The sequence below is a fragment of the Shinella sp. genome (genome assembly GCF_049651085.1).
Lineage (GTDB): Bacteria > Pseudomonadota > Alphaproteobacteria > Rhizobiales > Rhizobiaceae > Shinella.
This window is the reverse complement of the sequence record NZ_JBASBL010000032.1, coordinates 160,090-179,088: the sequence shown is the minus strand read 5'-3', so window position 1 is coordinate 179,088 and position 18,999 is coordinate 160,090. Positions and strand designations below refer to the sequence as shown.

The window sequence follows — 18,999 nt, the reverse complement described above, 5'->3', positions numbered from 1 at the left end:
GTTCCAATAGCCGGCTCAAATCCCGTGGCGGGCGAAATCCGTTCGCGAAATGACGCCGTACAAACGGTTCTGTCGGTCGAGCACGGCAAGCCGGCGAAGATGCAGCGCGTGCATGTTGGCCAGCACGCCGGCCGCCTCTTCATCGTCGTAGCAATAGGTGATGTTGGTCGTCATGATGTCGCCGACCTTGGTGGTTTCCGCATCCAGTCCGGGCGCAATCGCGCGCAGCAGGATGTCGCGGTCGGTCAGCGTGCCGACCAGCCCGCTCGCATCGACGACCGGCAGGAAGGCGATATCCCACTCCGCCATCAGGCTTGCGGCATATTGCAAGGTCTCTTCCGGACGGATGAGATGCACGTGGCGGGTCATGATCTCACCGATGTGCATTGGCGCCTCCCGCTGATCCACTTATTTGAAAACAGATGAACCGCCTGTTGGTTCCCGCTTTTGTCCGAGCCGCTCGATAGCAACCGTGATCGACGGACCGGTCTTGCCCGTGGAAAGCGCGAAGACCGTGTCGCCCCTGATTGCCGGCCAAGGCTTGCTTTCGTTTGTCAGGTTCGCGCGGATCGCGAGCGACGCAGCCGGAAAACGCCAGTCGATGGCGAGAATACCGTTCTCGGCAGGCTGGATGTGCGGTTCGGCGGTGCCGGGACCTGAAAACAACGGTACGACACGCATCTGCCGCACCGCGATCAGCTCGCGTATGAAGCCCGATTGCTGCTGGCCTTCAGGAGAAACGGCGCGGGACCAATCGAGTTTCGATCGGTTGAACGTCTCTTCATCGATCGGATCGGGAAGATCCTCCACCGTCCTGCCTTCGGGCATGCCGCCGAATTTTTCCGCCTCGTCCTTGCGGCCCTTTCGTATCGTCTGCGCAAGCGCGCCCTCGAAATCGGCGAAAAAGAAAAACGGTCGCCGCTCGCCGTATTCCTCACCCATGAAAAGCATGGGGATCGCTGGCGCAAGAAGCAGCAACGCTGTCATCACCTTGAGGAGGGCTGGATCGGCCAGCAGCGTCAGCCGCTCGCCGAAGGCACGGTTGCCGATCTGATCGTGGTTGTGCAGGAAGTTGACGTTGATTTCCGGCGGCAGGGGATCCTGTGGTGGCGGACCGATCCGGTCCTTGGTTCGATCCGCCCGGACGAAGCCTTTTGCGGTCGCCTCGCGAAGCGTTTCATCGGCGTTTCCCGCGAAGGGCGCATAGTGGCCCTGGCCTTCGCCGGTCGCGATGACGTGCAGGGCGTGGTGGAACTCGTCGTTCCATCCGGCGGTATAGTGACGTGCAATGCCGCCGTCCCGGCCTAGCAGGCTCTTGCGGCTCGTCTGATCCTCGACGACGAGGTGGATCTCGCGATCCGGCACGGCCTGACGGATCGCCTGCGCCATGTCGATGAGAATATGGTTTTCGCTTTCGTCCTCGATCTCTTCGGCCGCATCGAAGCGCAGGCCATCAAGGTGGAAATCGATGATCCAGTGCAGCGCGTTTTCGATGAAGTATCGCCGCACCGCCTCCTGCTCGAAGGCCAGTGCCGCGCCCCAGGGCGTGTGGCGTTGCGAATGGAAGAACGGCGGCGCGATGCGGGGCAGGACGTTTCCGATGGGACCGAAGTGGTTGTAGACCACGTCGAGCAGCACCATGATGCCATGGCCGTGCGCCGCGTCGACAAGCGCTTTCAGGTCGTCCGGCGTGCCATAGGCACTGTGGGGCGCGTAGTGCAGGACGCCATCATATCCCCAGCCGCGCCGACCGGCGAAATGGGCGACGGGCATGATCTCGATGGCTGTGATGCCGATATGGTGCAGATGCGCCAGCCGGTCGATGGCGGCGCGGAACGTGCCCTCCCTGGTGAAGGTGCCTATGTGCAACTCGTAGACGATCGCCGCTTGCCAGCGGCGGCCCTTCCAGTCCGGGTTCCGCCAGGCATAGCCTGCATGGTCGATGAGGACCGAGGGGCTGTCGATGCCGTCCGTCTGGGCGTGGGAGGCGGGGTCCGGTATCTGCGCACCGCCGGTAAGGCGAAATGCGTAAGCCTCGCCGGGTGCGATGCGGTCCGTCTCCATCTCATGCCAGCCATCATTTCCGCGGCGCATGGCGATTTCATGCCGGCCGGCAAGCACGGTGACTGCCTGTTCGGCGGGCGCCCACAGGCGAAATCGCTTCCTCCCGTCCGGCAATACGCTCGGTCCCCAGGTTCTCGGCGCTCGTGATGGGTGCGTCATCCGCTTCCTCTCTCTTGGCCTCATGGACCGAACCGGGGAGCGGCGATAAAGTTCCGGAACAATCCGATCCTTTTTGCGTTGCACCAAAGCTTCTCGGCCTGACCGGCGTGCCGACGCCGGCCCATTTCGCCTGCCGGTCGATGCGGCTTTGCGGCGGCGGCACTGCCTCCCGCACGCTCGTTCCGACAGCGGCGCCGCTCGATCCAAGGGGACAGATTGCATGACCTATTCGTTTTCCGAACTTGATTTCATGAAGCCGGAACTCGGCGCCGAATTCACCGGTGAAGGCACGCATTTCGCCGTTTTCTCCGCTCATGCGGAACAGATGGAGCTCTGCCTGTTCAGCGAGGACGGCAAGCAGGAAACCGCTCGCCTGCCGCTGCCCAAGCGCGAGGGCGATGTCTGGTCTGGCTATATTGCCGGCCTGAAACCCGGCACGATCTACGGCTACCGGGCGCATGGCCCCTACGACCCGAAGAACGGTCACCGCTTCAATCCGAACAAGCTGCTGCTCGATCCCTATGCCAAGCAGATCCTCGGCGAAATCGCCTGGGACGACGCCCTCTACGGCTATCGCATCGGCGACCCGGCGGAGGACCTTTCCTTCGACGAGCGCGATAGTGCGCCCTTCATGGTGAAGGGCGTGGTGCAGGATCCGGACTTCGACTGGGCAGGGGATGCGGCCATCCGCCGGCCCTGGACCGAGACGATCATCTACGAGGCGCATGTGCGCGGCATGACGATGAACCATCCGGGCGTGCCGGAGGAGCTGCGCGGCACTTTCATGGGTATGGCGAGCGATCCGATCGTCGAACATCTCGTCGATCTCGGCATTTCCGCCATCGAGCTGCTGCCGATCCAGTATTTCCCGGATGATCACTACCTGCTGGAAAGGGGCCTGCGCAATTACTGGGGCTACCAGACGCTCGGCTTCTTCTCGCCGCAGCCGCGCTTTCTCTCCGGCCGCGCCGTGACCGAATTCAAGACCATGGTCAAACGCTTCCATGCCGTTGGCATCGAGGTGATCATGGACGTCGTCTACAATCACACGGCCGAGGGCTCGGAGCGTGGCCCGACGCTCAGCTTCCGCGGGCTCGACAATCTCAGTTACTACCGGCTTTCGCCAGATGATCTTCGCCACAGCTATGACACGACCGGCACGGGCAACACCGTCAACATCGCCCATCCCATGGTGTTGCGCATGGTGCTCGACAGCCTGCGCTACTGGGTCGGCGTCATGCATGTCGACGGTTTCCGCTTCGACCTTGCCAGCACGCTCGGCCGCACCCGGCATATCGAGTTCGACCGCGAAGGCACCTTCTTCGACGCCATCCGGCAGGACCCGATGCTGTCCGGCGTGAAGCTGATCGCAGAGCCCTGGGATGTCGGCGACGGCGGCTATCAGGTCGGCGGTTTTCCCCATCCGTTTCGGGAATGGAACGACAAGTACCGCGACGACGTGCGCCGCTTCTGGAAGGGAGACGGGGGGCTTGTCTCCGGGCTGGCGTCACGCCTCACGGGCTCTGCGCCGCAGTTCAACCATTCCGACCGGGGCGCGACCACCTCGATCAACCTCCTCAGCGCCCATGACGGCTTCACGCTGATGGACACAGTCTCCTATGACGGCAAGCACAATGAGGCGAACGGCGAGGACAATCGCGACGGCCATTCGGACAACCATTCGCACAATATGGGCGCGGAAGGGCCTACTGAGGACGAGGCTATCCTTTCCGCCCGTGACCGCCGCCGCCGCAACATGATCGCGACGCTGCTTCTCAGCCAGGGCGTGCCGATGCTGCTCGGCGGCGACGAACTCGGCAACAGCCAGTCCGGCAACAACAATGCCTATTGCCAGGACAACGAGATCGGCTGGACGGACTGGAAGGGTCTTGACGATCCGTTCCTGAATTTCTGCAAGGGCGCCATCGCCTTCCGCAAGGCCCACCCGGCGCTCCGGCAGGAGCGGTTCCTGACGGGCGAGGCGGCGGAGGACGGCACCATCGAAATCGCCTGGTACCGGCCCGACGGTGCCTTCATGGACGACGACGCCTGGAAGGACGGCAATCTTGCGACGCTCGGCCTGTTTCTTTGCAAACCGGGGAACGGTGAAGGCCCCGACCAGCTTTTCCTCGTTTGCAACGTCGGCGGCGATTGCCAGGTAAGGCTGCCCGAGGTGAACGGCATCAGGGCGTGGACGCGTGTGCTCGATACGGGGGCGGAGAATGACTGCTTCGCCCCACATCCCGCAGAAAGCCCGGCCATGGTCCATGGCGCGAGCGTTGCGGTTTTCGAGCCTGCGGCCTAGAGTAATTCCAGTCGAAGCGGCATCGCTTCGATGTCGGATAATGCGGCAAAAACAAAACCCTAGAGCAATTGCGGTGATCCGGTTTTCACCGGAAATGCTCTAGCAACCCGAAAGTGCCTCAAGTCTGTCGTCGGGGTGCGTCCGGCGGCTTGAGGCGACTGCCGCGCGCGTGGCGGCATCGGCCTCGATCGAGTTTCGTTTTTTCCTGAGGTGCTCGGGAAGGGCGACCTTTTCGAATTCGGCGCGTTCGCGCGCCGCCTGTTCCCAATGTTCGTGGTCCTTGCCGTGCGGTCGGCCTTCCGCCTCCCACAGGCTATAGGCGCGCTTGCTGATCCATTCCTGGCGTTCGTCGTTCACGATGATGTCCCTTCGGCGGTGGCGGCCGTCTATGCAGCCGTCCAGGAGTTCACGCGGAATCCGGCTTCCTTCGCCGCTTCCACAAAGGCCCGGCGGGCGAATGCCGGGTCGTCGTCGCTCGCCAGCCCCTGCTCGCAGACGCTTTTCGCCGTCAAGGCCGCAGGCCCGTCTTCGGTCGGCCAATGGTTCTTCAGGCAGAGCAGGGCGTCGCGCGTGCTCTGTACGCGCAGGACCTGCCGGCCGCCCTCGAAGACCACGGCTTCGTCCCACAGCCGGTCGGTGGCGAATATCGTCATTGCAGGGCCTCCGCGACGGCGCTTTCGGCCGGAATATCGACAAGGCTGACAATGCCGACGACGCGGCGGTCGTCGTTCACCACCACGAGGCGGCGCACGGCGAGTTCGTGCATGCGGGCCGCCACCGTTGCCGTGTCGTCGTTCTCGTTACACACTTCCGGTGACACGGTCATGAATTCGGCAATGGTGGTGGAGGTGGAAAGACCGCGCGCCAGCACCGATACGACGATGTCGCGATCCGTGAAGATACCGACGATGGCGCCGACGCCGGGCACCTCGACCGGCAACGCGCCGACTTCGGTTTCAAGCATCAGCCGGGCAGCCGATTGAGCGGTATCGTTGGGTGAGACCGTAACGATTTGAGCGGACATCACGTCCTTTATACGCATTTTCGGGTTGCTCCTTCACAAACGGCCGTTGACGAGGCTTCGGCCATTCGGGGCTGCCGGCACGGCCACCTCGTCGCGCCCCGGCTGGTTGAGCGGCAGGTCGACCTGATGCGGTACGATTATCTGCGGATCCCAGGAATTGCGCCGCTTGCGGGTGTCGGCATGGGGGATGACGGCGGGTTTTCGGTCTAGCGGCTTTTTCTTCTGGCGCACGTCGAGCTCCTGCGAACTGGCTTCGTCTCCAGAACAAACGCAGGCGTTCAGACTTGGTTCCGAAAAACCGGGCACCGCCTTGCCATACGGGCATTCCTCTCGTGCCGGACCGGCGCGATATGGCCCCGCTACGGGTCGATGGCGGGCAGGGGCTGCTGTGCTGATTGCGTCATGCAGCGCTAGATCCGGCTACGGGAAAAATGCTGCTTGAGGATATCGAGCACTTCGCTGGCAAGTTCCCCGACGATGCCGCCCTGCTCCCAGGAGTACAGCGAGGCGACGACCGGTGGTTCCGCGGCGAAATCGGCGAGCGGTTCGATCCGCCATCCCCTTGCGGCATCGACCGGCAGCAGGGAGAGGCCAAGGCCCGCCTCGACGGCCATCAGCACGTTGCGCAGGCTGGCGGAGGTGAAGGCGACATACCAGCGCCGCCGCTCGCGCTCCAGCCGCTCGAACATGGCGTCGCGATAGAGCCCGCCGGGCGGAAAGGTGACGAGCGGCACCGGGTCGGGCAGATCGCGGGCCGTGTCCATGGCGATGAACCAGGCGATCGGCTCCTCGAAGCTCGCCCAGCTGTCGGCGCTCGGCGTGTCTTCCTTCAGCACCACGATATCGAGTTCGCCGGAGCGGTAGCGACGCGTCAGGTCCGCGCGCAGGCCCGTGGTGACGTCGAGGCGGACTTCCTTGTGGCGCTTGGTGAATGCGGCGAAGACGCGGGCCATTTCCGGCGTCGCGATGTCGTCCGGCATGCCGATCCGGACCGAGGTCGTGCCGGAGGTCTCCGCCACCAGAGTCAGCGCCTCGCCCTGGAGCGCGAGGATGCGCCGGGCGTGGCCGAGCAGGCGTTCCCCCGTCACGGTGAGGCGTACCGGCCGGGCGGCGCGATCGACCAGTTCCCGCCCGATCGCCTCTTCGAGGCGCGCGATCTGCTGGCTCATGGTCGATTGGGTCATGTGCAGGCGGTCGGCCGCGGCGGTGAAGCTGCCGGCATCGGCGATTGCCACGAATGCCCGGAGCAGGCGCGGGTCGAGCATGGCATCTCCATTGGAAATAGGAATAGTAGCTATCTAAACATCTAATTTGCGCATGATTCAAGCGGGTGATAGCGATATGCCATGATCGGCGGGCAGGCGCCCGCCCGGACCAACGCTTTCAGCACGAAAGACGAATGATGACGGATACGCGTCCCGGCCGCGATTGGGCAATGCTCGCCCTGGTCGTCCTGATCGGCCTCAACCTTCGGCCCTTCCTTGCCGCTCCCGCGCCCATCCTTTCCGAGATCGTCGCGGATACGGGGCTGGGCTATGGCGGCATCGCCATGCTTACGCTGCTGCCGATGTTCCTGATGGGGCTCGGCGCATTCGTGGCACCTGGCCTGCAGGTGAAGATCGGCACGCGTCGCGGCCTCCTGATCGCGCTTGCTGTCCTTCTCGCCGGCTCGGCGCTCCGCCTTCTTGCCTCGGACGGCCTGTCGCTCATCCTGACGGCTGCGCTTTGCGGCATTGGCGTCGCCTTCATCCAGGCGGCCTTTCCCGGTATCATCAAGGCGCGCTTCCCGGCGCATGTGCCCGCCGTGACTGGTCTATACTCCGCGATGATCATGGCGGGCGGGGCCTTCGGCGCGCGGCTGATGCCGGTGCTTCTCCAGGCCGGCTTCAACTGGCGGGCGGCGCTCGCCTGGCTGGCGCTGCCGGTCGCCATCGCGCTCATGGCCGCCTGGCGCATCCTGTCCGATGTCCGGTCGAGCAAGCCCGACGGATCGCTTACCCGCCAGCTGCTGCGGCGGCCGCGCACCTGGGTGCTGATGACGGCCTTCGGGCTGATCAATGCCGGCTACACGTCGATGATCGCGTGGCTTGCGCCCTATTATCAGGCGCAGGGCTGGACGAGCGCCGACAGCAGCGGCCTCGTCGCCGTCATGGCGATGTGCCAGGCCGTGGCGGCCCTCGGCCTTCCCATTCTCGCGCGGCGCAATATCGATCGCCGTCGCTGGCTGTGGCTGACGATCGCCTTGCAAGCCATCGGCTTCTTCGGTCTTGCCGGTTTTCCCGGCCTTGCGCCGGCGGTCTGGGCCGGGCTCTGCGGCGCCGGCCTCGGTGGCAGCTTCGCGCTTGCCATCGTCACCGCGCTCGACCATCTGCCGCGGCCCAAACAGGCCGGCGCGCTCGCCGCGCTGATGCAGGGCGGAGGCTTCCTCATCGCTGCGATCGGCCCCTATGCTATGGCGCTGCTGCACGACTGGACCGGCGGTTTTGCCGCCGGCTGGATCCTGCATCTGTGCTGCGTGCTGGTGACGGCGCTGCTCTATCTGCGCTTTGATCCGCGTTCCTATCCGCAGGCCATGCCGCTGCCCGGCTGAACGAAAAACCCGCGCCGGGGTGGCGCGGGTCTCTGGCAATGGCGGTCTGGCTTCGGCCTAGCGGCGCGAGCCGAAGGGCTTCAACGCCATATGGCGATTGACGTCCTTGTAGAGCAGGTAGCGGAACGGCTCCTGGCCGGCGGCATAGCAGGCCTGCGGGCAGAAGGCGCGCAGCCACATGAAGTCGCCGGCCTCCACTTCCACCCAGTCCTTGTTGAGGCGATAGACGGCCTTGCCCTGCAGCACGTAGAGCCCGTGCTCCATGACATGGGTTTCCTCGAACGGAATGACCGCGCCGGGCATCAGCGTGACGATCGTCACATGCATGTCGTGGCGAAGGTCGTTCGGATCGACGAAGCGGGTCGTCGCCCAGCCGCCATTCGTGCCGGGCATGGCGTTGGGGGTGATGTCCTTCTCGTTGAGGATCAGCGGTTCGGGATGGGGCAGGCCATCGACGGCCTCATAGGCCTTGCGGACCCAGTGGAAGCGGGCATGGGTGCCCGCGCGGTTGTGCAGCGACCATTTCAGGTCCGGCGGCAGGAAGGCGTAGCCGCCCGGCTGGAGGGTGTGCTTGCCGCTCGGCAGCGTGAGTTCCACCTCGCCGTCGACGACGAAGAGCACGCCTTCGGCTTCCGGGTCCTGTTCCGGCCGGTCGCTGCCGCCGCCCGGTGCGACCTCCATGATATATTGCGAGAAGGTTTCGGCGAAGCCGGAGAGCGGGCGGGCGATGACCCAGCAACGCGTATCGTTCCAGAAGGGCAGGAAGCTGGTGACGATGTCCTGCATCACGCCCTTCGGGATCACCGCATAGGCTTCGGTGAAGACGGCGCGGCCGGTCAGGAGGCTGGTCTGCGGCGGATGGCCGCCGAGGGAGGAATAGTAGCTTCTTTGCATCGTCTCGGGCCTTTTTATCTAGAATGTTTCCGGTGTTTTGTGGGGCTCACTTCGCCCCGGCCTTTTCCAGCAGAGCCGCGATCTCGCCATAGCCGCGGCCGCGTGCGTGCCGGAGCGGCGTTACGCCGTCATTGTCGGCGAGGTTGACGTTCGCGCCGGCCTTGATCAGCAGATCGACGATCGCCTGATGGCGCGGCCCGCCGTCAGCGAGGATGATCGCCTCCAGCAGGGCCGTCCAGCCGAGCCGGTTGACGTGATCGACATCGATGCCGGCCTTGATCAGCGTATCCACCGTTTCGACATGGCCGCGCTCGGCAGCCGGAATGAGGGCGGTGCCGCCATAGCGGTTGATGCTCTTGAGGTCTGCGCCATGGGAAAGCGTCAGCTTGAGGATTTCCAGATGGCCGCGCGCGCCGGCATAGAGATAGGGGCTGTCCTCGATATTGTCCTTGGCATTGACGTTGGCGCCGGACTCGATCAGCGCCTGGGCGGCGTTCACCCGGTTGCCGTGCGTTGCGACGAGCAGCGCTGTTGCGCCGCTTGCGTCCCGGGCGTCGATCTCGGCACCCCCGGCGATGAGGGCCTTTATGGCGGCAGCATCGTCTGTCGCGGCCGCCTTGTGCAGTTGAACGGTCATGGTGTTGTCGGCGGCAAGGAGGGGCGGGCAGAGGGCCGTAAGGACGAGCCAGGCCGAGAGCAGGACAAGTTTCAGCATGCGCTATCCCGATGGTTTGTGCCGTCAAACTAGCAGGCCGCCGGGCCATTAGAAAATTAAATGTCCAAATCCCTATCATGCAGAAGATGGAACTCAGCCCGGTCACCCGCGCGAGGAGGCCCCGGCAAGTACAGGAAGAGGGCAATAGAAAACCCGGAGCGGATCGCTCCGCCCCGGGTTCAGGCCCCCGCCCGTAAGGAAGGTCCTAGAGACCGAGCGCCGTGACGGCGGCGTCCATGCGCTCGCGTGCCTTCTTCGGCAGCTTGCCGGTCTTGACCGCATCGAGATTGGCCGGCGCATCGCCGACGACCACGACGCCCACCATGCCCATGCCGACATGCGGCGTGCACTTGACGCCATAGGCGCCGGCGGTGTCGAAGGTGACCTTGTAGTTTTCGTTGATCTTGCTCTTGAAGGCTTCCGCGCCTTCCGGGATCATGCCCTTGATCGTCTCGACATTGTGGCCCTTGTCGGTCGGGATGAAGGTGACGGTGTCACCGGGTGCGACCTTCAGGAAGGCCGGCTCGAACACCATGGCGCCCTCGGCACCCTTGTTCAGCATATGCACTTCGAAATCTGCCGCCGCTGCCGGAAGCGCAAGCGCCAGAATGACTGCTGCCGCGCCGACGATGCTCTTTGCCATGGTACGCACTGAAATTCTCCTTGCTGACGAACGTCAATCGTTCATGCGTTAGGGGTAGACCCGTAAGTCCCCTCCTTCTTTGACATTGATCAAACAAGCGGGAGGGGGAAACGTGGCGTCCTGTCGCAGGTGGAGCCGGTCGGGCGCGGTGGTCTCCTATTCCAGTGTGCGGGCGATCTCCGTGATCACCGTGAAGGCCGTGTCGGCGTCGTCGCGCGTCATCTCGAACTGGCCCGCCTGGAAGCGGATGGCGATGCGTCCCTCGACGCGGGTCTGTGTCAGATAGATGCGGCTGTCGTCGTTGATGGCGTTGACGAGGGAGATGTTGTGCTCGTCGCCGCCGCCTTTGTGGCGGAAGGAGAAGAGCGAGAGCACGGGCGCGCTGACGATCTCGAAATCCGGCTCGGCGGCGAGCCGCGCGGCAAGTTCCTCCGACCATGTGACATGGTTGCGGATCATGCCGCGCAGACCTTCCAGCCCATGGTAGCGCAGCAGGAACCACAGTTTCAGCGCACGGAAGCGGCGGCCGAGCGGCACCGACCATTCGGAATAGTTGATGATGCCGTCATGGCCGTGGGTTTTCAGATATTCCGGCTGGATGGCGAGCGTGCGCACCTGATCCTCCGGGCTCTTGATGAATTGCACCGAGCAGTCGAAATTGGCGCCGAGCCATTTGTGCGGGTTGAAGACGATGGAATCGGCCGCCTCGATCCCATCCCAGAGCGTGCGGTATTCCGGGCAGATCATGGCCGAGCCCGCCCAGGCCGCGTCGACATGCAGGTAGAGCCCGTGCGCCTTGGCGACATCGGCCACCTCGCGTATCGGGTCGCAGGCGCCGATCGAGGTGCCGCCGGTGCAGGCGATGACGCCCGCCGGGATATGCCCGCTCGCCAGGTCCGCCCTGATGGCGGCATCCAGTGCTGCCGGGTCCATGCCGTTGAGCGGTCCTTTTGTCGCAATGCGCACGAGGTTCGCCTCGCCGATCCCGGATATCCAGATGGCCCGGTCGATGGAGGTGTGCACCTGTTTGGACGCATAGACGCGCACGGATTTGTGCGCGGCGAGGCCTTCGCTGTTGCCTTTCCAGCCGAGCGCTTTCTCACGCATCACGAGTACGGCGGCAAGTGTCGCGGTGGAGGCGGAATCCTGGATGACACCGGAAAAGCCGTCTGGCAGGCCGAGCGCCTGACGCAGCCAGTCGACGACGCGGGTTTCAAGCTCCGTTGCCGCCGGTGAGGTTTGCCAGAGCATGCACTGGGCGGCAACGGACGTGACGAGGTAATCCGCGATTACCGAGACCGGCGCGGCATTGGCCGGGAAATAGGCGAAGAAGCGCGGGTGTTGCCAATGGGTAAGGCCATCGGGAATGATGCGCTCGAAATCGGCGAAGATCGTCTCCATGGTCTCGCCGGCTTCCGGGGCGGCATCGGCGATCTGCCTGATGATATCGCCCGGCTTTGTCTGCGCGCGCACCGGTCGTTCGCGCAGGCCCGCCCGATAGTCGACGCCCCAGTCGGCGACCGTTCGCGACCACTGGCGGAATTCTTCGCTGTCCATGTTTCACTCCCATGATGGCATCGCACCGTTCTGGGCGCATGACCGGCGATTTGCAATGCCATCAAGGAAGCGATGACCGGCTGGGCTTTCAGCGCGGTTCAAAGACCTCGCTGCCGGCGGGTTTCAAAACCGTCCGCGTCGGCCGATCAGCCATCCTGCCATTCGACCGAGAGTTCCTCGCGGAAGGCAAAGCGCACCAGGTGGCGTATCACCACGTCCTTCAGCTGTTCCATGTCCGCGGCGCTTGGCGCGGTGAGGTCGATATGGAGCGCGCTTCCATCCGCCTTCAGCCGGCAATCGCCGATCGAGAAGGAAATCTGTCCCGCCTGTTCGTCGAAGGTGACGGTAAGCTTGTGGGCAAAGTGCTTGCAGAGCTGCTGCAGGTAGCGGCTTGCCTGTCCGGTGGGGATGGCGGTCTTGCTGGTATGGTCGGTCATCAGCTCTTCTCCACGGTTCTGGCTGCAAGATCGAGTGCCGCGGCGATGGCTTCGGCCGCTTCGTCGCTGAGTTCTCCCGTCCGAAGGCGCAGCCGCATGGCAAGTTTCAGGTTTTCCATGGCGCGCACGACGGGGGCGGGCACGCCTTCGCGGCCGCCGCGACCCTTGCTGCCGGCGCGGGCCATCAGGTCATCGATGGCGGCGCGGTTGGCGGCGAGGAACGCCTTGCCCTCGGGCGTGATGCTGTAGCGCTTGCGCCCGCCTTCCACGGGTTCGATCACGGCGTATCCCATGTCGTCGAGCCAGGAGAGGGTGGGGTAGATGACGCCGGGGCTCGGGCTGTAGCTGCCGCCGAAGCGGTCCTCGATGGTCTTGATCAGCTCATAGCCGTGACTCGGCGCATCGGCGATGATGGCGAGCAGCAGGAGGCGCAGTTCGCCATAGTCGAAGAGGCGCCCGCCATGACGGCCGCCCCGGCCGGGGCCGTGATGCCGACCGCGATGGAAGGAGCCCGAGCGGTCGTCGGGCGGTGAAAAGTGGCGGTGAGGGCCGCATCCCATTCTGTGTCTCATGTTTCCGATATAATTCAGATATATCGGAAATCAAGATATATCGGGATTTGTTTCTTTAAAAAGTTTCCGGCTGTCGCTATCGTCGTATTTTACGGGATATAGCGATGGAGATGGGCATGGTCCGGTTGAACGAAATCCGCACGAATGAACTCGCGATCACGCCGCCGGAGACGGTGGATGCGGAACTCGTTTTCATCGGCCGCATATCGACGCCCTGGACCTCGCGCCTGGAGACGCCGCGACAGGGACGCCATGATGGTCCTGTCTGCACGATCGAGATTTTCGAGCCCTGGGTGCAGGCGCTGGCGGGCGTCGAGCGTTTCGAGCGGCTGGAAGTGCTCTACTGGCTGCACCAGTCGCGCCGGGATCTTGTGCTGCAAAGCCCGGCCTCCAACGGCGAGGTGCATGGAACCTTCTCGCTCCGCTCGCCCGTCCGGCCCAACCCGATCGGTACCTCGATCGTGGTCCTCGAAAAAATCGAGGGCAATTGCCTCTTCGTGCGCGGTCTCGATTGCCTCGACGGCACGCCGCTGATCGACCTGAAGCCGGATCGCACGCTCTTCCAGCCGATAGCGCCGCCCCAGAAGGGCGATTTCGAGACCGGCCAGGTGCATATGTGCAAAAAGGTGGGCGATCAGTCGTGACGCGGCCTGGTCGGTGCGGCGCATGGTGGGAAATTCGTATTTGAATGGATCATTCCTATGTGGCAGTCTCCGGTCGCATCTGGAGGAGGCCCCCGCATGATCATCGACACGCACCTGCATCTCATCTACCGGGACCGCATGTCCTATCCCTGGCTTGCCGATGCGCCTGCGCTCGATGCGGATTTCACCCAGGAGACCTATGCGCGGGAAGCCCGCCGGCTGGGCATTGCCGGCGCGCTGCATATGGAAGTCGATGTCGCGGAGGCGGATATTGCGCGCGAGACCGCGCTGATCGAGGCGCTTGCCGGCGAAGCGGGCAGCCTGCTCGTCGGCGCTATCGCCTCATGCCGGCCGGAAGCGCCGGATTTCCCGACCTATCTGGAAACGGTTCTCGCAACGCCCTTCGTGCGTGGTTTTCGCCGCGTGCTGCATGTCGTGCCTGACGATGTGTCCGAAGGCGCCCTGTTCCGGGAGAATATCAGGCGGCTGGCCTGCACCGGGCTCAATTTCGATCTTTGCGTGCTGCCGCACCAGATCGAAAAGGCCATAGCGCTTGCGGATCTCGCGCCGGATGTCTCCTTCGTGCTCGACCATTGCGGCGTGCCCGATATCAAGGGTGGCGGCTTCGATGTCTGGAAGGGGCCGGTCGCGGAATTTGCGCGTCGGCCGAATGTGACGGTCAAGCTTTCCGGCATCCCGGCTTACGGTTCGGAAAACTGGACGCTTGAGGACCTGAAGCCGTACTTCGCCCATGTGGCGGAGCATTTCGGTTTCGAGCGCATGGTCTGGGGCAGCGACTGGCCGGTCTGCACGCTGGGCGGCGGGCTTTCCACCTGGATCGGCGCGACGCAGGCGCTGCTTTCCGGTGTCAGCCTCGATGACAAACGGCGCGTCCTGTCCGAAAATGCCCGGCGGCTCTGGAAGGTCGCGCCGAAAGCCTGATCAGCGCCAGCGCGCCGTGTGCGCGATCCATTCGCGCGTGCGCGCCTCCGGATCCGCATTCAGCGTGATGTCGGTCACCACGGCCGCGCTGTCGGCGCCGTTCTCGAAGACGGCGGGCAGGCGATCCGGGTTGAGGCCGCCGATGGCGACGAGCGGGAGGGGAGCGATGCGCGCTTTCCAGTCCCCCAGCCGCTCGACGCCTTGCGGCGCCCATTTCATCTTCTTGAGGATCGTCGGCCAGACCGGGCCGAGCGCCACATAATCGGGCTTTGCGGCCAGCGCCGTCTCGAGTTCCGCCGCATCATGGGTGGAGAGGCCGAGCTTCATATCGGCCGCGCGGATGGCCTCGACATCGGCCTCGGCCAGATCTTCCTGACCGAGATGGACAAAGTCGCAGCCCTCCTCGATGGCGATCCGCCAATAGTCGTTGACGATGAGCTGGCAGTCATGTGCCGCGCAAGTGGCTTTGGCGCGGCGGATTTCCGCGCGCAGCCGGTCTTCCGGCAGGTCCTTTATGCGCAGCTGCACGAGCCGGACGCCGACCGGCACGAGGCGGTCGATCCAGGCGGCGCTGTCGACGATGAGGTAGAAGGGGTCGAGTTTCATGCAAAGACGGCCTTTCCGATGACCGGCGTGGAGGGAACGGCCATGTCGCGCGGCTCGAGCGGCACGGCCTTGTGCGCCAGCCGTCCCGCATCGATGGCGAGCGCGAAGGCCTCGGCCATGGCGGCGGGATCGCCCGCCCCGGCAACGGCGGTGTTGAGGAGCACGGCATCATAGCCGTGTTCCATGACGCCGGCGGCATGCGACGGCCGGCCGATGCCGGCATCGACGATCAGTGGCACATCCGGGAAATGCGCGCGGAAGGCCCTGAGCGCCATGGGATTGAGCGGCCCCATTGCCGAGCCGATCGGCGCGCACCAGGGCATCAGCACGCGGCAGCCGGCTTCGAGCAGCCTTTCGGCCACGACAAGATCGTCGGTCGTGTAGGGAAAGACCTGAAACCCTTCGTCCGTCAGGATGCGTGCCGCCTCGACGAGGCCGAAGACGTCCGGCTGCAAGGTGTCCTGATGGCCGATCACCTCCAGCTTGATCCAGTCGGTGTGGAAGACCTCGCGCGCCATCTTCGCCGTCAGCACGGCTTCCCTGGCGCTGTGGCAGCCGGCGGTGTTGGGCAGCACGCGCACGCCAAGCTCGCGGATCAGCTCGAAGAACGCGCCGCCCGCTTTCCCGCCCGCCGTTTCCCGGCGCAATGACACGGTGATGATTTCCGTCCTGGAGCGTTTCACCGCCTCCGCCAGGATGGTGGGGGAAGGATAGCGCGCGGTGCCCAGCAGCAGGCGGGAGCCGACCTCGACATCATAGAGTTTCAGCATGTCAGCCTCCCTGCATCGGCGAGAGGATTTCGATGCGGTCGTGCGCACCGAGCTTGAAACCGGCACGGTCCTCGCGGTGCACCAGCTCGCCGTTGACCGCCGTCGCCAGCCAGTCGCCCTCATAGTCGAGTGCGGACAGGACGCCCGCCAGTGTCGTTGCGGCGATCTCCTGTTCCTCGCCGTTGATGATGAAGGTCATGATGCCCTCCTTTCCTGATGTTGCAGGGCGCGCAGACGTCGCGCGACCTCGCCCGCCATGGCCGGCGCAAGCAGGAAGCCGTGGCGGTAGAGGCCGTTCACATGGATCGTGTCTCCCTCTTCCGTCACGCGCGGCAGATTGTCGGGATAGGCGGGGCGCACGCCCGCGCCGGTTTCCAGGAGCCGCGCTTCGCCAAAGGCGGGATGCAGGGCATAGGCGGCGTTCAGCAACTCCATCAGCGAGCGGGTGGTGATGGGGCCGGCATCCTCGCTTTCGATCATGGTCGCGCCGACCATGAAGCGACCGCGCTCGCGTGGGACGATGTAGATCGGGTGGCGCGGATGCAGCAGCCGGACGGGGCGGGAGAGCTTTATCTCGGCGGTTTCGACAGACGCCATCTCGCCGCGCACGCCCCTGAGTTCGGGCAGACGGCCGATCCGGGCCGCGCCGGTGCAGTCGATGACCCGGTCGTAGTGCCCGGCATCCCCGGTGGTGCCGAAGACGAACCGCATGCGGGCTTCCTCAAGCCCGGCGGTGAGGGCGGACAGGGCCTGACGCGGATCGAGATGGGCTTCCTGCCGGAAGAACAGGGCTCTGCGGAAACGCCCCGCAAGGTCCGGCTCCAGCGCCGCTATCGCCGCCTCGTCCAGCCATTCCCAGCCGCTGGTGCGCTGGGCGAAGCGGTCGAGTTCGCCGGCATCGCGGCCGCCCGCAACGACCAGCGTTCCCCGGCGATGCACCTGGCCGGGCAGTGCCGCCTCCCACCAGTCGGCGGCCGTGCGGCCGAGTGTCAGGACCGGCTCTTCGGCGCTTTCGCGTTCGCACCACGGCGCCAGCATGCCGCCGGCAAGACCGGAGGCGCCGAGCCCGACCTTCTCGGCGCGGTCGACGATCGTGACGTCGAAGCCGTGGCGGTAAAGCTGCCAGGCGACCGTCAGGCCGGCAACGCCGGCCCCTTTGACGAGGATGCGCATGGTCATTCTCCAGCTGGCGTTTCGGCAAGCGGCATGTAGAGGTCGCCGCCGTCGCGGAATTTCGCTGCCATGGCCGCCAGTCCCTCCTTCTGCGCCTCGGCGCGGATGTCGTGCGAGATGCGCATGGAGCAGAATTTCGGACCGCACATGGAGCAGAAATGCGCCACCTTGTGCGCCTCCTTCGGCAATGTCTCGTCGTGGAAGGCGCGGGCGGTTTCGGGATCGAGCGAGAGGTTGAACTGGTCCTCCCAGCGGAACTCGAAACGGGCGCGCGAGAGCGCATCGTCGCGGATCTTCGCGGCAGGATGTCCCTTGGCGAGATCGGCCGCGTGGGCGGCGATCTTGTAGGTAATGACGCCGACCTTCACGTCGTTGCGGTCGGGCAGGCCGAGATGTTCCTTGGGCGTGACGTAGCAAAGCATGGCCGTGCCGAACCAGCCGATCATCGCCGCCCCGATGCCGCTCGTGATGTGGTCGTAGCCGGGCGCGATATCGGTCGTCAGCGGGCCGAGCGTGTAGAACGGCGCCTCGCCGCAGGTCGCGAGCTGCTTGTCCATGTTTTCCTTGATCTTGTGCATCGGCACATGGCCGGGGCCTTCGATCATGACCTGGCAGTCCTTTGCCCAGGCGATCTGCGTCAGCTCGCCGAGCGTTTCGAGTTCGGCGAATTGCGCGGCGTCGTTGGCGTCTGCAATCGAGCCGGGGCGCAGGCCGTCGCCGAGCGAGAAGGAGACGTCATAGGCGCGGCAGATATCGCAGATCTCCTCGAAATGCTCGTAGAGGAAGCTTTCGCGGTGGTGATGGAGACACCACTTGGCCATGATCGAGCCGCCGCGCGAGACGATGCCGGTGACGCGATTGACGGTGAGCGGGATGTAATGCAGCCGCACGCCGGCATGGATGGTGAAGTAGTCGACGCCCTGTTCGGCCTGCTCGATCAGCGTGTCGCGATAGACTTCCCAGGTCAGGTCCTCGGCAATGCCGTTCACCTTCTCCAGCGCCTGGTAAAGCGGGACGGTGCCGATCGGGACCGGCGAGTTGCGGACGATCCATTCGCGGATGTTGTGGATGTTGCGACCCGTCGAAAGGTCCATGACCGTATCGGCGCCCCAGCGGATCGCCCAGACCATCTTCTCCACCTCTTCGGCCATGGAGGAGGTGACGGCGGAGTTGCCGATATTGGCGTTGATCTTCACGAGGAAATTGCGGCCGATGATCATCGGCTCGGCTTCCGGGTGGTTGATGTTGGCGGGGATGACCGCGCGGCCGCTGGCGACCTCGGCCCGAACGAATTCCGGCGTCACGAAATCGGGAATATGCGCGCCAAAGCTTTCGCCGTCACGGGCAAGCGCCTTCTGCGCCGCCTTGCGGCCGAGGTTTTCGCGGATGGCGATGAACTCCATTTCCGGTGTGATGATGCCGGCGCGGGCATAGGCCAGCTGCGTCACCGCCTTGCCGTCTTTCGCCCGGCGTGGGCGGCTCAGGACGGGGAATTCCGGCGTCAGCCGTTCGCCGGTGGCAAAGCCGTTGTCTTCAGGGCGGATATGGCGGCCCTCGTAGTCTTCGGTGTCGCCGCGGGCGGCAACCCAGCTTTCGCGCAGCCGCGGCAGGCCGCTGTCGATCGCGACGACATGGGTCGGGTCGGTATAGGGGCCGGACGCGTCATAGACCACGACCGGCGGCTCGCCAGAGGTGGGGTGCAGGGAAATCTCGCGCATCGGCACGCGGATATCCGGGTGCTGTTCGCCGGGGATGTGTATTTTCCGCGAGGCGGGCAGGGCGCCTGTGGTGACGGTGGGGGTAAGCTTTTGAGCGGCAATATTCATCGTGAGGCTCCAAGTTCGTGTTTGGAGACCCAGTCCTAGAGCCGGAATGATGGAAGGACGCCGGGACGGAATCCGGGT

Annotated in this window: 22 protein-coding genes; 4 read left to right on the top strand and 18 right to left on the bottom strand. The window is 64.7% G+C overall.

The features are described 5' to 3' along the window. Window positions 1-15: 15 nt before the first annotated feature. Together WA950_RS22205 and treZ are read right to left on the bottom strand one after the other, a co-directional pair. A complete protein-coding gene (locus tag WA950_RS22205; RefSeq protein WP_424553913.1) occupies window positions 16-387 on the bottom strand; it encodes a CBS domain-containing protein in 372 nt (123 codons plus the stop codon). 21 nt (window positions 388-408) lie between these two features. Next, entirely contained in the window at window positions 409-2,223 is a 1,815-nt protein-coding gene (gene treZ, locus WA950_RS22200) for a malto-oligosyltrehalose trehalohydrolase (RefSeq protein WP_424553912.1), read from the bottom strand. A 220-nt stretch (window positions 2,224-2,443) separates the two neighbouring features. Between treZ and glgX the strand changes: the two genes are divergently transcribed. Beyond that, window positions 2,444-4,528, top strand: a complete 2,085-nt coding sequence (gene glgX, locus WA950_RS22195) for a glycogen debranching protein GlgX (RefSeq protein ID WP_424553911.1) — start codon at window positions 2,444-2,446, stop codon at window positions 4,526-4,528. Window positions 4,529-4,627: 99 nt separating this feature from the next. On the opposite strand, the gene WA950_RS22190 is transcribed toward glgX, so the two are convergent. The 5 genes from WA950_RS22190 to WA950_RS22170 all read right to left on the bottom strand — a co-directional run bounded on the left by WA950_RS22190 (window position 4,628) and on the right by WA950_RS22170 (window position 6,817). Beyond that, entirely contained in the window at window positions 4,628-4,885 is a 258-nt protein-coding gene (locus tag WA950_RS22190; RefSeq protein WP_424553910.1) for a DUF2934 domain-containing protein, read from the bottom strand. Between the two features lie 29 nt (window positions 4,886-4,914). After that, a complete protein-coding gene (locus WA950_RS22185; RefSeq protein WP_424553909.1) occupies window positions 4,915-5,181 on the bottom strand; it encodes a DUF982 domain-containing protein in 267 nt (88 codons plus the stop codon). Next, complete coding sequence (locus WA950_RS22180) at window positions 5,178-5,570, bottom strand: CBS domain-containing protein (RefSeq protein ID WP_424553908.1); 393 nt, start codon at window positions 5,568-5,570, stop codon at window positions 5,178-5,180. The genes WA950_RS22185 and WA950_RS22180 overlap by 4 nt, the downstream gene beginning before the upstream one ends. 15 nt (window positions 5,571-5,585) lie before the next feature. Beyond that, window positions 5,586-5,783, bottom strand: a complete 198-nt coding sequence (locus tag WA950_RS22175) for a hypothetical protein (protein WP_424553907.1) — start codon at window positions 5,781-5,783, stop codon at window positions 5,586-5,588. 179 nt (window positions 5,784-5,962) lie between these two features. Then, a complete protein-coding gene (locus WA950_RS22170; RefSeq protein WP_424553906.1) occupies window positions 5,963-6,817 on the bottom strand; it encodes a LysR family transcriptional regulator in 855 nt (284 codons plus the stop codon). Window positions 6,818-6,954: 137 nt separating this feature from the next. On the opposite strand from WA950_RS22170, the gene WA950_RS22165 reads away from it, so the two are divergent. Next, window positions 6,955-8,142: a cyanate transporter gene (locus WA950_RS22165; RefSeq protein WP_424553955.1), complete on the top strand. Its 1,188-nt coding sequence runs from the start codon at window positions 6,955-6,957 to the stop codon at window positions 8,140-8,142. 57 nt (window positions 8,143-8,199) lie between these two features. Here the strand turns inward: WA950_RS22165 and WA950_RS22160 are convergent, their stop codons facing one another. The 6 genes from WA950_RS22160 to WA950_RS22135 all read right to left on the bottom strand — a co-directional run bounded on the left by WA950_RS22160 (window position 8,200) and on the right by WA950_RS22135 (window position 12,948). After that, window positions 8,200-9,036, bottom strand: a complete 837-nt coding sequence (locus tag WA950_RS22160; RefSeq protein ID WP_424553905.1) for a bifunctional allantoicase/(S)-ureidoglycine aminohydrolase — start codon at window positions 9,034-9,036, stop codon at window positions 8,200-8,202. Window positions 9,037-9,082: 46 nt separating this feature from the next. Continuing rightward, on the bottom strand, window positions 9,083-9,673 hold the full coding sequence (locus WA950_RS22155; protein ID WP_424553954.1) for an ankyrin repeat domain-containing protein: 591 nt from the start codon (window positions 9,671-9,673) through the stop codon (window positions 9,083-9,085). A 283-nt stretch (window positions 9,674-9,956) separates the two neighbouring features. Continuing rightward, window positions 9,957-10,394, bottom strand: a complete 438-nt coding sequence (locus WA950_RS22150) for a pseudoazurin (protein ID WP_424553953.1) — start codon at window positions 10,392-10,394, stop codon at window positions 9,957-9,959. Between the two features lie 156 nt (window positions 10,395-10,550). Then, window positions 10,551-11,951, bottom strand: coding sequence for a pyridoxal phosphate-dependent decarboxylase family protein (locus tag WA950_RS22145; RefSeq protein WP_424553904.1), 1,401 nt, complete (start codon window positions 11,949-11,951; stop codon window positions 10,551-10,553). Between the two features lie 146 nt (window positions 11,952-12,097). Beyond that, window positions 12,098-12,388 (bottom strand): DUF2218 domain-containing protein, encoded by a 291-nt coding sequence (locus WA950_RS22140; protein WP_424553903.1) that lies wholly within the window; start codon window positions 12,386-12,388, stop codon window positions 12,098-12,100. Beyond that, a complete protein-coding gene (locus WA950_RS22135) occupies window positions 12,388-12,948 on the bottom strand; it encodes a PadR family transcriptional regulator (protein WP_424553902.1) in 561 nt (186 codons plus the stop codon). Before WA950_RS22135 ends, WA950_RS22140 begins: the two co-directional genes overlap by 1 nt. Before the next feature lie 128 nt (window positions 12,949-13,076). Between WA950_RS22135 and tsaA the strand changes: the two genes are divergently transcribed. Next, window positions 13,077-13,604, top strand: a complete 528-nt coding sequence (gene tsaA, locus WA950_RS22130) for a tRNA (N6-threonylcarbamoyladenosine(37)-N6)-methyltransferase TrmO (RefSeq protein WP_424553901.1) — start codon at window positions 13,077-13,079, stop codon at window positions 13,602-13,604. Between the two features lie 96 nt (window positions 13,605-13,700). Beyond that, window positions 13,701-14,546: an amidohydrolase family protein gene (locus tag WA950_RS22125; protein WP_424553900.1), complete on the top strand. Its 846-nt coding sequence runs from the start codon at window positions 13,701-13,703 to the stop codon at window positions 14,544-14,546. Here WA950_RS22125 and WA950_RS22120 read toward each other — a convergent pair whose 3' ends face one another. The 5 genes from WA950_RS22120 to thiC are packed head-to-tail and all read right to left on the bottom strand — an operon-like array spanning window position 14,547 to window position 18,921. Further along, entirely contained in the window at window positions 14,547-15,152 is a 606-nt protein-coding gene (locus WA950_RS22120) for a thiamine phosphate synthase (RefSeq protein WP_424553899.1), read from the bottom strand. Then, window positions 15,149-15,922: a thiazole synthase gene (locus WA950_RS22115; RefSeq protein WP_424553898.1), complete on the bottom strand. Its 774-nt coding sequence runs from the start codon at window positions 15,920-15,922 to the stop codon at window positions 15,149-15,151. Before WA950_RS22115 ends, WA950_RS22120 begins: the two co-directional genes overlap by 4 nt. A 1-nt stretch (window position 15,923) precedes the next feature. Beyond that, on the bottom strand, window positions 15,924-16,121 hold the full coding sequence (gene thiS / locus WA950_RS22110; RefSeq protein WP_424553897.1) for a sulfur carrier protein ThiS: 198 nt from the start codon (window positions 16,119-16,121) through the stop codon (window positions 15,924-15,926). Beyond that, window positions 16,118-17,095, bottom strand: coding sequence for a glycine oxidase ThiO (thiO, locus tag WA950_RS22105; protein ID WP_424553896.1), 978 nt, complete (start codon window positions 17,093-17,095; stop codon window positions 16,118-16,120). The genes thiS and thiO overlap by 4 nt, the downstream gene beginning before the upstream one ends. Window positions 17,096-17,097: 2 nt before the next feature. Beyond that, a complete protein-coding gene (gene thiC / locus WA950_RS22100; protein ID WP_424553895.1) occupies window positions 17,098-18,921 on the bottom strand; it encodes a phosphomethylpyrimidine synthase ThiC in 1,824 nt (607 codons plus the stop codon). Window positions 18,922-18,999: the final 78 nt, after the last annotated feature.